Annotated in this window: 17 protein-coding genes and 2 pseudogenes; all 19 read left to right on the forward strand. The window is 32.6% G+C overall.

What is annotated here, in order from left to right; all coding sequences use genetic code 11:
• Positions 1–74: 74 nt before the first annotated feature.
• Positions 75–1,499, forward strand: coding sequence for a sensor domain-containing diguanylate cyclase (locus tag OCV48_RS03625; RefSeq protein WP_021982441.1), 1,425 nt, complete (start codon positions 75–77; stop codon positions 1,497–1,499).
• A 505-nt stretch (positions 1,500–2,004) separates the two neighbouring features.
• Positions 2,005–2,427 carry a 6-carboxytetrahydropterin synthase QueD gene (queD, locus tag OCV48_RS03630; protein WP_021982440.1) on the forward strand — a complete coding sequence of 141 codons (423 nt, stop codon included), beginning with the start codon at positions 2,005–2,007 and terminating at the stop codon, positions 2,425–2,427.
• An 11-nt stretch (positions 2,428–2,438) separates the two neighbouring features.
• On the forward strand, positions 2,439–3,104 hold the full coding sequence (gene queE, locus OCV48_RS03635) for a putative 7-carboxy-7-deazaguanine synthase QueE (RefSeq protein WP_147591197.1): 666 nt from the start codon (positions 2,439–2,441) through the stop codon (positions 3,102–3,104).
• Positions 3,105–3,181: 77 nt separating this feature from the next.
• A complete protein-coding gene (gene folE / locus OCV48_RS03640) occupies positions 3,182–3,760 on the forward strand; it encodes a GTP cyclohydrolase I FolE (protein ID WP_021982438.1) in 579 nt (192 codons plus the stop codon).
• Between the two features lie 157 nt (positions 3,761–3,917).
• Positions 3,918–4,601, forward strand: a complete 684-nt coding sequence (gene queC, locus OCV48_RS03645) for a 7-cyano-7-deazaguanine synthase QueC (protein ID WP_147591171.1) — start codon at positions 3,918–3,920, stop codon at positions 4,599–4,601.
• A 16-nt stretch (positions 4,602–4,617) separates the two neighbouring features.
• Complete coding sequence (gene queF, locus OCV48_RS03650) at positions 4,618–5,115, forward strand: preQ(1) synthase (protein ID WP_021982436.1); 498 nt, start codon at positions 4,618–4,620, stop codon at positions 5,113–5,115.
• 79 nt (positions 5,116–5,194) lie between these two features.
• Positions 5,195–5,749: a helix-turn-helix domain-containing protein gene (locus OCV48_RS03655; RefSeq protein ID WP_021982435.1), complete on the forward strand. Its 555-nt coding sequence runs from the start codon at positions 5,195–5,197 to the stop codon at positions 5,747–5,749.
• A gap of 314 nt (positions 5,750–6,063) precedes the next feature.
• Positions 6,064–7,278 (forward strand): aspartate aminotransferase family protein, encoded by a 1,215-nt coding sequence (locus OCV48_RS03660; RefSeq protein WP_021982434.1) that lies wholly within the window; start codon positions 6,064–6,066, stop codon positions 7,276–7,278.
• Positions 7,279–7,349: 71 nt separating this feature from the next.
• Positions 7,350–8,498 (forward strand): iron-containing alcohol dehydrogenase, encoded by a 1,149-nt coding sequence (locus OCV48_RS03665; protein ID WP_021982433.1) that lies wholly within the window; start codon positions 7,350–7,352, stop codon positions 8,496–8,498.
• A gap of 311 nt (positions 8,499–8,809) precedes the next feature.
• A complete protein-coding gene (locus OCV48_RS03670; RefSeq protein ID WP_021982695.1) occupies positions 8,810–9,700 on the forward strand; it encodes a transporter substrate-binding domain-containing protein in 891 nt (296 codons plus the stop codon).
• A gap of 111 nt (positions 9,701–9,811) precedes the next feature.
• Positions 9,812–10,573 carry an amino acid ABC transporter permease gene (locus OCV48_RS03675; RefSeq protein WP_021982696.1) on the forward strand — a complete coding sequence of 254 codons (762 nt, stop codon included), beginning with the start codon at positions 9,812–9,814 and terminating at the stop codon, positions 10,571–10,573.
• 12 nt (positions 10,574–10,585) lie between these two features.
• A pseudogene (locus OCV48_RS03680) lies at positions 10,586–11,326 on the forward strand (amino acid ABC transporter ATP-binding protein); the annotation flags it as partial.
• 87 nt (positions 11,327–11,413) lie between these two features.
• A pseudogene (locus tag OCV48_RS03685) lies at positions 11,414–12,031 on the forward strand (cytidylate kinase-like family protein); the annotation flags it as partial.
• A 529-nt stretch (positions 12,032–12,560) separates the two neighbouring features.
• Positions 12,561–12,761: a hypothetical protein gene (locus OCV48_RS03690; protein WP_021982698.1), complete on the forward strand. Its 201-nt coding sequence runs from the start codon at positions 12,561–12,563 to the stop codon at positions 12,759–12,761.
• A gap of 150 nt (positions 12,762–12,911) precedes the next feature.
• The gene (locus tag OCV48_RS03695) at positions 12,912–13,193 is read left to right on the forward strand and encodes a hypothetical protein (protein ID WP_021982699.1); all 282 of its coding nucleotides are present in this window, start codon (positions 12,912–12,914) and stop codon (positions 13,191–13,193) included.
• A 164-nt stretch (positions 13,194–13,357) separates the two neighbouring features.
• Complete coding sequence (locus OCV48_RS03700) at positions 13,358–13,681, forward strand: hypothetical protein (RefSeq protein ID WP_021982700.1); 324 nt, start codon at positions 13,358–13,360, stop codon at positions 13,679–13,681.
• 425 nt (positions 13,682–14,106) lie between these two features.
• A complete protein-coding gene (locus tag OCV48_RS03705) occupies positions 14,107–14,562 on the forward strand; it encodes a YxiF family protein (protein WP_021982701.1) in 456 nt (151 codons plus the stop codon).
• Positions 14,563–14,583: 21 nt separating this feature from the next.
• On the forward strand, positions 14,584–14,754 hold the full coding sequence (locus OCV48_RS03710) for a hypothetical protein (RefSeq protein WP_262558853.1): 171 nt from the start codon (positions 14,584–14,586) through the stop codon (positions 14,752–14,754).
• A gap of 26 nt (positions 14,755–14,780) precedes the next feature.
• A complete protein-coding gene (locus OCV48_RS03715; RefSeq protein WP_021982702.1) occupies positions 14,781–15,368 on the forward strand; it encodes a hypothetical protein in 588 nt (195 codons plus the stop codon).
• Positions 15,369–15,642 lie beyond the last annotated feature (274 nt).

The following is a 15,642-nucleotide window of genomic DNA, read 5'->3' on the forward strand; positions in this document are numbered from 1 at the left end:
ATGTGTTATAATAATTGATATATAAAATTAAAATCTATCAAAATTCAGTATACAAATAAGGAGAGTTAATACAGATGAAAGCAATAATGAAGTATGAGCTTATTATTAATGAAGCACTTCGTTCAGCATTAGATAATGATATTCCAGATGATGAAATAAATGAATTTATCCGTTTTTTTGGGAAGCATACTAATTCAGATAGAATATATATTTTTGAAGATGATATGAGAAATCATATAACAAAGAATACATATGAATGGTGTGCTGAAGGGATTGTTCCTCAGATTGATGAGCTGCAAAATGTAGATATGGAAGTTATTGACTGGTGGTATGATACTTTTAAGGATGGTAAGAGTGTAATTATTTCAAATCTCGAAGAGATTAAAGAGACACACAGATTATCATATAATATCCTTAGCAAACAGAATATACATAACTTAGTTGTTACACCATTATATTATAAAGGTGAGATTAGTGGATTTTTTGGGGTTGATAATCCAGCAGAGACAGATTATGAGACACTTACCGTATTTCTAGATATGATAGGAATGATACTTATTTCTCTTATGAAGATAAGAAATTCGTTTCGTAAATCTAATTATGAAGCAAAGATTAACAGTTACTCCTCACTGGCTGCAATATATGCATCAATGCATCTTATAGATTTGAAAACTGAAACTTTTCAGATTATAAAAAATACAGAAAATATAGCTAGAAACTGTGATAATATTGAAAAAGATAATTTTCCAAGACAGATAAGAAATGTTATGATTAAATTATGCACAGAGAAATATTACGACAATGTCATGCATTTCACGAATATCAGAACATTAGAGGACAGAATGAAAAATGTCAGCACAATAGCAGACGAATTTTTAGGTACAGTTCATGGATGGTGCAGAGAGAGGTTCATTAAAGTTGATAATGACGAAAATGGTAATTTGTGGCATGTTCTATATTGTGTAGAAGTTATTGATGAAGAAAAGAGAAGAGAAAACAGATTAATTTATTTATCCGAAACTGACTTAATGACAGGAATTTCTAATAGAGGAAGCGGTGAAAAAAAGATTTCTGAATTATTAAGAAAAAGAGTTGGTGGAATGTTGGTATTAATTGATTGCGATAAATTCAAATCAATTAATGATACATTTGGACATAATGTAGGTGATGCTGTCATAATTGCCATAGCTGATGCATTGCAGAGATTATGTGGAGAAAACGATGTAGTTATGAGACTTGGTGGAGATGAATTTGCAATGTTTATTCCTAAAATAGTTGATGAGGCAAGCGCAAATGATTTCTTTGAACGTATTTTTGATAGTATTGATGAGATTGAGATAAGTGAAATGGGAGACAGAAAAATATATGTGAGTCTTGGTGCTTCTATATGTCTTGCCGGTAAAGAAACTACGTTTGACCAGTTATATCGAGAGATGGATATTGCAATGTATGAGAGTAAGAAACAAGATGGATATTGTGCTACTCTATATAACAATTAATAAGAGAGCTATATAAAATAATGATTGATGGTTAAGTTGTTCATAAAGACAGAATGAAATCAAATTTTCAAGTATTAATATTTCTATTAATATTACTGATAAATCTACTTGCACAATTCAGATATGTGAGTTATACTATTTTAGTAATTTCATAACAGACAGTTCATTTGTACCATCCTGTCTATAATTAAAACCAGGACTAAAGATTAAATTTGATTATAGAGACATGGTATTATTATACTATGTCTTTTTTTTACCAGAAAATTTCGTTGAAATTGTCCTAGTAAGTAAAAAACACTCCGCAAGCATCGCACTGCGGCGGAGCAGAAAATGTTGCTATAGCAATCCGCCGCAGGCGGAGAATGTCTCAAGCGACATTCTTTATTCTTATTAACACAGCTATTTGTTTTAGAGCGAAAGCAAATAGTCATTATGGCTGATGAGAAATCGCATACGCGAATTTCGCATCGTATCTTCAAGGTACTCGCTCAGAAATGGAGAAAGAATGTATATATTAAAAACAGAACACAGCTTTGACTCAGCACATTTTCTGTTGGGATATGATGGAAAATGCAGTAATATACATGGTCATAGATGGCGAGTGGAAGTTGAAGTAATGTCAGATGAGTTAAAGAAAGATAAACAATTAAGGGGAATGTATGTAGACTTTTCTAAACTTAAAGATGACCTGAGAGAAAAAGTAGATTATTTAGACCATGCATTAATTATTGAAGCTGGAAGCCTGAAAAAAACCACATATAAGGCATTAAAAGATGAACAATTCAGAATTATAGAATTTGATTTCAGACCAACAGCAGAAAATTTAGCGAAGTATTTATATGAACAGATGAAAGAATCTGGTTATCAGGTAAGAAAGTTAACGGTATATGAAACTCCAAATAATTGTGCATCATATACAGAGGTGTAATAATGAGTGAAATTAAATATAAGGTAGTAGAAACATTTATAAGTATAAATGGAGAAAGCACAAAGGCAGGTCAGCTTGCTGCTTTTATCAGATTTAAAGGATGCAACCTCTGTTGTGAATATTGTGATACTGCCTGGGCAAATAAAAGTGATGCATCATATACAGAGATGACAGCATTAGAAATATATAAATATATTAAAGAGACAGGTATTACAAATGTAACACTTACAGGTGGAGAACCGTTATTACAGACCGGAATAATGGAATTATTAAATATTTTATCAAAGGACACAGACTTGTTTGTAGAAATAGAAACAAACGGAAGTATTAACTTAGAAGAATTTATTAAGATTGATAACAGATTATCATTTACTATGGATTACAAATTGCCGGTAAGTGGTATGGAGGATAAGATGTGTCTGAGAAATTTTGATATACTGACATATAAGGATACTGTTAAATTTGTGTCTGGAAGCATTGAAGATTTAGAGAGAGCAAGAGAAATTATTGAAAGATATGGTCTTATAGATAAATGTCATGTGTATATTAGTCCGGTGTTTGGGAAAATCAATTTGCCTGACATTGTAGAATATATGAAGGAACATAAAATGAATAAAGTAAATATGCAATTACAGATGCACAAATTCATATGGGATCCACAGGAACGTGGAGTTTAGTGTGAAAAATGATTCATAAATGTTTATTCTTCGAACATTGATTTGTCGGATATGATATATAAGAAAGGATATTTAAAATGGCAATAGATTCAGAAGCAATTAAAGAACATATAAGAGGAATATTAATAGCATTAGGTGAAAATCCGGATAGAGAGGGACTTAAGGACACACCTGAGAGAGTAGCTAAAATGTATCAGGAAGTTTTTGAAGGAATGAATTATACAAATGCAGAAATTGCAGAAATGTTTAATAAAACATTTGAAGATGATTTAGAATTTGAGTCAGAAAGTGATGATATGATTGTAGTCAAAGATATAGATATATTCAGTTATTGCGAGCATCATATGGCACTTATGTATGATATGAAAGTTACTGTTGCATATATACCACATGGTAAAGTAATTGGACTTAGCAAGATTGCAAGAATAGCTGATATGGTCGGAAAAAGGCTTCAATTACAAGAGAGAATTGGAACAGATATAGCTGATATTATGACGATTGTTACAGGCTCAGAAGATATTGCCATATTAATTGAAGGATGTCATAGCTGTATGAGTGCAAGAGGAATAAAGAAAACAAATGCTAAAACGTTTTCTTCGACGCTTAGAGGTAAATTCAAAGAAAATATGAGTCTCTTAATGAGATTATATTCATAGAAAATTAAGTCAGTGTGAAAATAATGCTGAAGCATTTATTTTTCGCATAGCTATTAGTTTTAGAGCGAAAGCAAATAGCTATTAAGGCAAGTCAGAAATCGTATTTGCGAATTTATGACAGCCGATTCACAATGAGTCGCTCAGGAATGAGGTTAATATGAAAGTATTAGTATTATTTAGTGGTGGTGTAGACAGCACCACATGTTTAGGGCTTGCAATTGACAAATATGGAAAGAATAATGTTATTGCACTTTCGATGGCATATGGACAGAAGCATGATAAAGAGATTGAAGCAGCAAATAAAATAGCAAATTATTATGGTGTTGAACACATATATCTTGACCTTGCTAAAATATTTGAATATAGCGATTGTTCACTTTTAAAACATTCAGATGAAGAAATTCCAAAAGAGGAATATTCAAAGCAGCTTGAGAAAACAAATGGTTCACCTGTATCTACATATGTTCCATTCAGAAATGGCTTATTTTTATCAAGTGCAGCAAGTATAGCTATATCAAAGGAATGTAAAGTTATTTATTATGGCGCGCATAGTGATGATGCGGCAGGAAATGCTTATCCGGATTGTAGTGATGCATTCAATAATGCGATGAATGAGGCGATATATCTTGGAAGTGGTAAGCAGGTGCGTATTGAAGCACCATTTGTAAATATGAATAAGGCAGAAGTTGTTAAAACCGGATTGGATTTAAAAGTACCATATGAGCTTACATGGAGCTGCTACGAGGGTGGAGACAGACCATGCGGATTGTGTGGAACATGCATAGACAGAGCCAGAGCATTTGAAGCAAATGACGTTAAAGATCCGGCGATTACAGTATAGAATAGGAGAGATTTACATGTCAGGAAGAAACGAAAAAGAAACAGAGGGTATAACATTATTAGGAAATCAGGGAACAAAATATCCGATGGACTATGCTCCAGAAGTGTTAGAGACATTTGTAAATAAACATCAGGATAATGATTATTTTGTGAAATTCAATTGCCCTGAATTCACTAGTTTATGCCCGATTACCGGACAACCAGATTTTGCGACAATAACTATTTCATATGTTCCAGATATTAAAATGGTAGAAAGTAAGTCACTTAAATTATATTTATTCAGTTTTAGAAATCATGGAGATTTTCATGAAGATTGTGTAAATGTCATTATGAAAGATCTTATTAAACTAATGAATCCAAAGTATATAGAAGTGTGGGGAAAATTCACACCAAGAGGCGGGATATCCATTGACCCATATTGTAATTACGGAAGAAAGGGTACACGCTGGGAAGAAGTTGCCTGGAACAGAATGTCAAATCATGATATGTATCCTGAAAAAGTAGATAACAGATAGTTGATTTATAAAAAATATATACCAGCTAATTGATTTTATGATAAAATAATTACAATATATCATAAGATTGGAGAAATATATGGATTATTTGTCACACAATGTAGCCATTAATTTAAAAAGAATACGTCAGTCAAAGAAAATGAGCTTAGATAAAGTATCAGAACAAACCGGTGTCAGTAAGAGTATGCTTGCACAGATAGAAAAGGGAAGTGCGAACCCATCACTAGGAGTGCTTGGTAAGATAACAAGTGGTCTTAGAATAGAGTTTCAGCAATTAATAGAAACACCTAGAATGGACTTCTGCCTTGTTACACCTGAAGAAATGATACCGACTAAAGAAGAAGTCGGACAGTATAAAGTATGGACTTGTTTTCCTTATGAGGATAACAGATATGTAGAGATATACAGAATTGATATTGAACCGGGCGCTATCTACATAAGCGGAGGACATGGCGAAAAAACCAGAGAATATCTTACAGTTACTGATGGAGTTATAACAGTTGAATGTCATGGACAGAGTCAGACAGTTTCAAAAGAACAGGTATACCGTTTCGAAACAGACCAGACACACACATATAGAAATGATGGTAAAGAGAGAGCAAGTTGTATGTGCTTTTTTCTGGATTATAAATAGTGTGAAAGATAATAATTATTATGTTCTATTAAAATGTACAATATAGTGAACAAATCAATGGATAAATAATTTACCATGACTGAATGACAATAAATAATAATACTGATAAATATTGATTAAATAATTTGAAAAATACGAGAAATATAAACAAAACAAATTGCATTATCAAAATAAAATAAATTTTTAAAATAGTTGTTGACAAATAAACAATAAAGTGTTATCTTACATTTGTACAAAATAAAAGACAAAAGCAAAGGCGCTTACATTAGTAGGTGCCTTTGCTTTTTTATTTCATCAGAATGGAGGAATTAATTATGAAATTAAAAGATACAGGTTTAAGCGTACAGGACATTAAAGACAAGGTAAATAAGTATATGATTGAAACGTATGAACGTTTTGATTTTCTGGCTGAAAGAGCAAAAGATATGTATATTTATGATGAAAACGGAACACCATATCTTGACTTTTATGCAGGAATTGCTGTTAATAACGCAGGCAGCTGTAATGAAAAAGTTGTAGCAGCAGTTAAAGACCAGGTAGATGACATAATGCATACATTTAACTACCCATATACAATTCCTCAGGCTTTGTTAGCTGAAAAGGTTTGTGAGACAATTGGAATGGATAAAATCTTCTATCAGAACTCAGGTACAGAAGCTAACGAAGCAATGATTAAGATGGCACGTAAATATGGTATTGAGAAATATGGACCAAATAGATACCATATCGTAACTGCTAAGATGGGCTTCCATGGAAGAACATTCGGTGCAATGTCAGCAACAGGTCAGCCAGGTAATGGTTGTCAGGTAGGTTTCGGTCCTATGACATATGGTTTTTCTTATGCTCCATATAATGACTTAGAGGCATTTAAAAATGCATGTACAGAGAACACAATCGCAATTATGGTTGAGCCTGTACAGGGCGAGGGCGGAGTTCATCCTGCAACTATGGAATTTATGCAGGGACTTCGTAAATTCTGTGATGAAAATGATATGCTCCTTTTAATAGATGAGGTTCAGACAGGATGGTGCAGAACCGGTGCTGTCATGTCATATATGAATTATGGTATCAAACCTGATATCGTATCTATGGCAAAAGGTCTTGGTGGTGGTATGCCAATCGGTGCAATTTGTGCAACAGCAGAGGTTGCTAAAGCATTTACACCTGGTTCGCATGGTACAACATTTGGCGGACACCCTGTAAGCTGTGCAGCAGCACTTGCAGAAGTTAATGAATTACTAGACAGAGACCTTGCAGGAAATGCTAAGAAGATGGGTGATTACTTCAGTGCTAAATTAGAGACACTTCCACACGTTAAGGAAGTAAGACATCAGGGACTTTTAGTAGGTGTAGAATTTGATGATACAATTAATAGTACAGATGTTAAACATGCCTGCCTTGACAGACATTTGTTAATCACAGCTATCGGTTCACATGTAAATAGAATGATTCCACCACTTATTGTATCAGAAGAGGAATGTGATAAAGCATTTAAGATTATGAAAGAGGCAGTTGAGTCATTGTGTTAATTCTTAGCTAATCATAATTAAAAATAACTTATGACAGGTCATAATATGTAATTTGTAGAAAGGACATACATATGAATAGTTTCTCATTTTCAGTGCCACAGAATATTATAGTAGAAAAGGGTGGACTTGCTAAGTTACCTGAAGTAGCAAAAGAATTAGGTGGTACAAAAGCATTTATTATTTCAGGACCTCATCTTAATAAGATGGGAATTGTAGGTAAATGCATAGAAGCATTAGAAGCAAAGGGCATTAAAGCCACAGCATATACTGATACAGAGGGTAATCCGAGTGTTGAAACCGTAGAGAAAGCTACAGAATCATTTAAAGAAAGTGATTCAGATTTTATAATCGCTTTAGGTGGTGGTTCACCTATGGACGTTGCTAAAGCGGTAGGTGTGGTAGCAAAATACGGCGGAAGTATAACGGATTACGAGGGAGGCGGAAAAGTTCCAGGAGACATAATTCCGTTAATAGCTGTTCCGACTACAGCAGGAACAGGTTCAGAAGTAACAGCATTTTCGGTTATAACGGATCATAGCAGGAATTATAAACTTACAGTATTCAGTTATAAATTAATTCCAGCATATGCCATTCTTGATGCGAATCTGCTTACGACAGCACCTCCGTCAGTAGCAGCGGCATGTGGAATTGATGCAATGGTCCACGCATTAGAGGCATATATATCTACTGCAGCTTCACCATTTTCAGAGGCAATGTCTGAAAAGGCATTAGAGTTAATTGGTAAAAATATAAGAAGATACGTTGCTAATCGCGGTGATATCGATGCGGCAGAGAATATGTTAGTTGGCTCGTTATTTGCAGGAATTGCATTTTCTTGGGCAAGACTTGGTAATGTACACGCAATGAGCCATCCGGTAAGTGCATTCTTTAATGTACCACATGGAGTAGCTAATGCGATTCTGCTTCCGACAATAGTAGAATATAATGCCTTAGCTGATACCGGTAAATATTATAAAATATACAGATATATTGCAAAAGCACCTGTGCCGGAGAAAGTATTTGAGCCGGATATGTTAGTTAACGAGATTAAAGCCTTAAATAAGGAATTGAATATTCCGGCATCATTGAGTGAAGCAGGCGTAACGACTGACAAGATAGGTGCAATGTCAGAAGATGCTATGAAGAGTGGAAATATCCTTGTTAATCCAAGAAGTTCAACTATTAAAGATATCGAAATGCTCTATAATAAGGCATTGTAAATAATGCACAAAATGTAGATATCTACAAAATAAATTCAAGTAAATTGTCATAAAACACAAAAAATAATAAAAAAACCGATTGACAAATTAAAAAAAATAATTATACTAAAGAACATAGACAGCGAAGTCACATAGAACTTAGCTGTCTTTTCTGTTTATATCATATGAATTTATAAGAAATATATTAATATATGTTGATTTAATATACTCTTATAAAATATAAATTAAATACTTTATATTATAGGCAAACAAAGGCGTTTGAAGAGAAATCTTCAAACGCCTTTAGTGTTATCAGACAAGGAGGAATTTATATGAAGAAGAAAAAATTATTTAGAAAATTAGTAAGTACAGCATTATGTTTAACATTGGCAATGGGATTATTTACAGGTTGTAGTAAAGCTGATAGTAATTCCACAAAGAAAATTAATTATCAGGACAAGAAAGTATTAAGAGTCGGTATGGAATGTGCATATGCACCATTTAACTGGACCCAGGAAACAGATACTCTTTCAAATGGAGATAAGGCAGTACCTATTTACGGAACTAATCTTTACTGTTATGGATATGACGTAATGATGGCTAAGAAAATTGCAGATAAACTTGGCTGGGACTTAGAGATTCACAAAGTTGAATGGGATTCAATTGGTCTTTCAATGGATGCTGGTGATTATGATTGTATTATCGGTGGTATGAGCTGGTCAGAAGAAAGAGAAGCAGCTTATGATTTCACAAGCGAGTATTATTTCAGAGATGTTTGCCTTACAGTTAAGAAAGGCAGTCAGTTTGAAAATTGTACAAAACTTTCAGATTTCGCCGGCAAGAATATTTCAGTTACAACACAGCTTGGTACAGCATACATAGATTTGATTTCACAGATACCTGATGCTAAACAGGCTGCATTCTATGAGACAACTTCAGAAGCATTTATGGCAGTATCAAATGGCGTAGCAGATGCAGCACTTATTGATGTACCTACATCTGAATCAGCATTACTTACTAACTCAGATTTAGAGATACTTAAAATCGATGATATTGAATCAGGAAGTTCGGTAAATGTTTGTATAGCAGTCAGAACAGGTGATAAAGAGTTACAGAATTTAATCCAGGGAGCATTAGATGACTTAAACTGGAATGAAGAAAACAGGGCACAGATGGACGAAATGATGAGCCTTGCAGTTTCATTACAGCCGGCAGCAAAATAATCGGGATATAAAGGGACGAGGATTGAGAGCTAAATAAATGTTATGTATACTTTATGGGGCTGTGATAAGGCAGTCCCATAGATAAAATGTAGAGGAAAGGTTGAATGTCATATGAATTTTAATAATCCAACAACTTCATTAGAATGGACAGTGTTCATTGCTAAGAAATATGCTAATTTATTCATAGATGGTATGTGGACAACAATATATATAGCAGTTGTCGGTACTATCATAGGTTTTGTACTTGGTTTTGTCGCAGGATTAATCCAGGATGCAACTATTAACAAGGGTGATAACATAATTAAAAAGATTATAATGAGAATTTTAAAGATTGTATTTACTATTTATGTTGAAATATTCAGAGATACGCCAATGATTGTTCAGGCGATGGTTGTATATTTCGGTATTAAAACATCACTTGGAATAATGATGGAGCCTATCGAGGCTGGTATCTTAGTTACATTATTAAATACAGGTGCTTATATGGCTGAAACAGTCAGAGCAGGTATTAAATCAATAGATATCGGACAACGTGAGGGCGCATATGGAATGGGAATGTCACAGATGAAAACAATGTTTTACATAGTGCTTCCACAGGCATTTAAGAATATTATTCCTGAAATGGCAAATACATTTCTAACTAACTTAAAGATGACATCAGTTCTTAACGTAATCGGTGTATCAGAACTCTTCCTTATTGCCAAGACAGCAGGTGGTACATATTATAAATATTACGAGTCATATTTAGTAATTGCAGCAATTTATTTTGTAATATGTTTTGTATGCAACAGATTATTCTTATTAATGGAAAAGAAACTGGCTGGTAAATCAGATTATGCACTTGCAGTTGAATTCGCAGATGATAAGCAGTAGGAGGTGGCGATTATGTCAAAGAGTGAAGCAGTAATTAAAATTGAAAATTTAGGAAAATCATTTGGTGATCATGAAGTCCTTAAAAAGATAGATTTTGAAGTAAATGAAGGAGAAGTTATCTGTATAATCGGTTCGTCAGGTTCAGGTAAATCAACACTTCTTCGTTGTATTAACAAACTTGAGACACAGTCAAGTGGTAAGATATATTATCGTGGTAAAGAAATAAGAGAAGTACAGAAAGAAATTAATGAATATCGTTCAAAAGTAGGAATGGTATTCCAGTCATTTAACCTCTTCAATAATAAAACAGTATTAGAAAACTGTATGTTAGGTGCTCGTAAAATATTACATGTTTCTAAAGATGAAGCATCTGAAAGAGCAATCAAGCATCTTAAAGCAGTTGGTATGGCCCAGTACATTAATGCCAAACCTGCACAGCTTTCAGGTGGACAGAAACAGAGGGTCGCTATTGCAAGAGCATTATGTATGAATCCTGATGTGTTGTTATTTGATGAACCTACCTCGGCTCTTGACCCTGAGATGGTCGGTGAAGTATTAAACGTTATGAAAGAACTTGCTAAATCAGGTCTTACAATGATTATCGTTACTCATGAGATGGCATTTGCAAGGGATGTTTCTACAAGAACAATATTTATGGATAAAGGCTTAATTGCACAGGATGATGCTCCATCTAAATTATTCAGTCTTGATAATCCTAATGCCAGAACAAGAGAATTCTTAAGCAGATTTATTGCTGAAAAGCAGGATGATAAGAAGAGTGAAGCTGTCGATGCAGCTAAGATTACTAATACTATTAGGAAGAAATTCGTTCTCACATTTGCAAGGGGATTTGGTACAGGTGGTAAAGAGATTGCTTCAAGAGTTGCCAAAGATTTAGGAATACATTGTTACGAGAACCGTATATTAAGCCTTGCTTCTGAAATGAGTGGATATCCAGAGGAGCAGTTCGAGGCTGCCAACGAAAGACTTACTAAGCAGAAAGGCGGTATTCTTGGGTTACTCGGAGGAATGAACAGAACAAAGAGTTCACATTATCTTGCAAGAAAAGATTTCGTGTCCGATGATGAATTATTCGAATGTCAGACCAAAATTATTAAAGAAATTGCAGATTCAGATGAATCAAGCGTTATCGTTGGTAAATGTGCTGACTGGGTTCTGAAAGACAGAGATGATGTTGTAAGTGTCTATATTGAAGCACCAAGAGCATTCTGTGTTAAACGTACAATGGATAATATGAAATGTGATGAGGACACTGCTAACAGAACAATTGCTGAAACCGATAAGTTCAGAGCAGACTACTATGAATATTATACTAAAGGAAATTACTGGACTAATCCGGTTAACTACGATATGACTCTTAATAGCGAGAAAATGGGTATTGACGGTTGCGTTGCACATATTAAGTCATTACTTAAATTAAAAGGTTATATTGACTAATCAGCTTTCTCATTAATTCTATATAAATTTAAAGGCTTAGCCATACGGTTTTAATATCGTGTGGCTTAGTTTTTTGATTTATAGGAAAGCGTTGACTTTGATGATGTTATTAATATTGAATCAGAAAACATCACATTAGCAACTGATATTATTACATATCAGGGAACTATTGAAAATAAATATGCCTATGACAAAGTAAGCAACAGAACAGGAAAGACAACAGAAAATACAACTAAAACATATTGTCAAAAAATCTATGTTCAGGATGGACATGGTGCAGTAACGGCATTTGTAAAGAATTCAAAAATAACAGATACCTATACATACAATTCTTATGGTATACTGTTAAAGAAAAACGGAGATACAGATAATGATTATCTATACACCGGTGAGCAGTACAATGAATCAACAGGTCTTTACTATGCAACAGTCTGACTTGCAGAAGAGATAACAGTCTAATTGTAATTTCAAGTGATGGAGGTATGTTAAGTGCATATCCAATAAAATAGTAGATAGAAAGGAAAAATATATGGATGTATTAAACAAATTTTTACAAGCAGAAATAAATTCAAAAGAGTATTATGAAAGCATTATAAATTTTATTAATTTATATGAGAGATGTTCAACTAAGACTTGCGGGGATATCTTAAATGCGGTAGCTGGCGATAAAGTAAAGGACAATGATTATCAGAATGCCAGAAGTAGAAAATCCTGTAGTAAGTACTGGTGAAAATTGTAGAGCAAGTGTCAAATAATCAGCAGGCTTTAATAATAACAATGGTAATGTTGGTGATGTTACATCTCCATCAACTAAGGACGTTAAACAATTATACGAATACCTAAATAATGGGAAATATCAATAAAGGAGACTAGCTATTAGATGATAAGAGAACAAGAGTTATTTTGGCAAGAAGTAAAAAAGATTCAAGACTATGTAGTGAATGTTTATTTATCCAAAATATCACAGTATGACGATATGGAAAAATTACTAAATGATGTGACATATGAAACCATTTATGTGATGATGGAGTTGTTGGATGGTCATAAGAACAGAGATTTACGAGGTGAAGTTATAGATAAATTTACTGGTTGCACTATCAATTCAAGCATAGAACTACATAATTATTGTGAAGAGTATTTGAAGTGTTCGGATATATACTAGTTGTTATATAGTATTCGGATGTTAATGAAATGAAATTTTATAATTAAAAAATAGCACCTAAAAGTATACAAAATATATTGAAAAATAAAGATGTTATTAATGCAATAAACAAAGGATTAAAATTTCTTGGTGAATAAAATAGTAAGATGGGATGGTGAATTATCTTGATTAAAACAAACAAAAAAATGAAATATTTATTGAATAAGGCAAATGGAACAAAAGAATATATTAAAATGAGTACAGATAATATGTCTAAAATACTAACTCCAAACTTTATTGAGGTATACAATTGTATTATTATAGATACAAATAATGAAATAAAAGCAGAAAACATTGATTTTGAAAGAATTCTGTTAACGTTTCAAGATAGGACCGGTTATGAAGCTAGTTGCAATGAGGTAAGATTAAATGATTATATTGATTGCTATGATGAAATGGGGCTTTTAAAAACTGCTGAAATTATAATGAAAGTATGGGAAAAAAGCTAGTATCGGAATATCCTCAATATAGGTTTTGTATAATTCTTAGCTTTAGTGAAGGGGATGCTACATTAAGGTTTCATATGATTAGAGAAAATGAAAAATCATGGCTAAAAAGCGATTTAGAAACATATAAAGATGAAGCAATAATGGTTCAAGAATGTTAAAATATTCTAGCTTAATGATACATACACAAGTTTTACTCGGGTTGCATTAGAACTTACAAAGAACACAGATAATACTACATACAGTCATAAAATCTACGTTCAGGATGGACATGGTTCAGTAACGGCATTTGTAAAGAATTCAAAAATAACAGATACCTATACATACGATTCTTATGGTATACTGTTAAAGAAAACAGAATTGTGTATCAATACCAAGGACATTTTCCAGAGGATTTTAATGGATTTAAATAGGAAATGGAGATATAAATGGATAAAGCAAGACTGATTGAAGTAAAAAGAAGAAATGGAATACTACAAATCTGTAAGGAATGGGAAAATAACGGGATAGAAATTTCTTTTGATGATTTTTATGACCTTTATACTACTTTTCGATTACAGGAAGAAATAATTGCTAAGTTAGATGATTTAGATGTTCAGAAAAAGTATATTATTTGTAAAAATACAGAGGAAATAGAAGATTTCTTGAAATATACAGGCAAAGTAATATGTAAATCAAAGGAATATGTTTTGTTTATAGAAAATTCAACAAAGCTTGGAGCATTAAAATTGCAAGGAAACATTATTTCTGATAATATTGAATATGTAATAAGTAAATCTGAATTTTTAAATGGTGGATGTAGCATATTTATTTGTTCATGTAGCTTAGAAAATGGTGTGTGTTTATGGAGAGGAGAGTATGATAGCAGAGTTTACATTTGGTAATAATAGTAAAGAAGATTGATGATGCGTTATTATAAATTGATATATGATTATGAAAGAGATGATAATTATGTCTATTGTAATGCTGCTAGTATCCATTATATGTTAAGAATGAAGATAGTACAGGAGAGTGGAAAGCAACTTCGAATCTTAATGCAGGCGATGAACTTTTATCAGAAGATGGAAAGAAAGTAAATGTATCAGAGGTAAAAGTAGAAAAAATGGATTATTTTAAATATGTTATGGAAATATTAGAAAAAAATAATGATATTGTTCAAGTAAATAAATGTGAATATAAATTAGAACACAATGAATATTCATATGAATTATTTAAGAATAATATCTCTGAAAATAGCAAATTTATTTATAATACATACAGTCTATTCAAACTGGATTGGAAAAGTAAAGTAAATAAGGATAGAGGCTTCATTGATTTTATTCCATATTCAAAATTAATAATGGAACATGAAAAATTATGTTCTGAAATTAAAGATATTGAAAATGATATTATAGAAGAACAGGATAAAGCAATTGAGGACATTCGACATTGGTATCCTCTTTTCGGCTTTCCAAATGGAGATAAATTTTGCTTTGATGATAGAACAGGAAAGATTGTATTTTTTGAGCATGATGTCTTTGATCATGGAATCAATTTACATGGCTTAGTAATTGCTGATTCAATAGATTTACTGCTAACAGATTGGAGTAAAATTTTATTTATTGATATTTATGATTGGTTTGAAGGAGTAAATGATAAAGGTCTGGATATTAGCAAAAAAATATATGATTTTGTTAGAGGACTACAGTAAGAAAAATAAGAATTACATACTATTGTTTAGAATATAAAGATTTTTCTACATCATTCCAATAGGTTTTTCAAAAGTAATGGAACAGCATGTAAAATATGAGGTTTCATAATCAATTTCAAGTCATTGATGACAATGATACAATGAGAGCAGGACGATTGATGTCATTATCATTAAAAACAGAGATACAGATAATGGTGGATATAGTTCCTTACCAATGAATTAAAAGGAGAAGAACATAGATGGCAAATCTGTCAAATATAGAAGGTAATATTCA

Source organism: Bovifimicola ammoniilytica (assembly GCF_025567085.1).
In the GTDB taxonomy this organism is placed as follows: domain Bacteria; phylum Bacillota; class Clostridia; order Lachnospirales; family Lachnospiraceae; genus Bovifimicola; species Bovifimicola ammoniilytica.